The sequence below is a fragment of the Streptococcus sp. HMSC10A01 genome, assembly GCF_001807785.1.
Lineage (GTDB): Bacteria > Bacillota > Bacilli > Lactobacillales > Streptococcaceae > Streptococcus > Streptococcus gordonii.
The window spans coordinates 32,401-32,769 of sequence record NZ_KV790972.1 but is presented as its reverse complement, the minus strand read 5'-3'; the positions used below and the strand labels follow the sequence as shown (position 1 = coordinate 32,769).

The following is a 369-nucleotide window of genomic DNA, read 5'->3' as shown; positions in this document are numbered from 1 at the left end:
GGATTCACTTGCAGATACTGACGCACTCGTAGACGCGGATTCACTTGCAGATACTGAGGCACTAGTGGAGGCGGACTCACTGGCGCTTACTGACGCACTCGTCGAAGCTGACTCGCTTGCAGAAACTGAGGCGCTCGTGGAAGCCGATTCGCTCGCAGATACTGAGGCACTCGTGGACGCGGACGTGCTTGCACTCACGGATGCGCTCGTGGACGCTGATTCACTTGCAGATACTGACGCACTCGTGGAGGCTGATTCGCTTGCACTTACCGATGCACTCGTAGACGCGGATTCGCTTGCACTTACCGATGCACTTGTAGATGCGGACTCACTTGCGCTTACTGACGCACTCGTTGAGGCTGATTCGCT

1 protein-coding gene is annotated in these 369 nt (G+C 56.4%); it reads right to left on the bottom strand.

Going from position 1 to position 369, the window contains the following annotated elements; translation table 11 throughout:
* The coding region (locus HMPREF3108_RS10945) for a hypothetical protein (RefSeq protein ID WP_256262225.1) at positions 1-369 on the bottom strand (369 nt) is incomplete at both ends.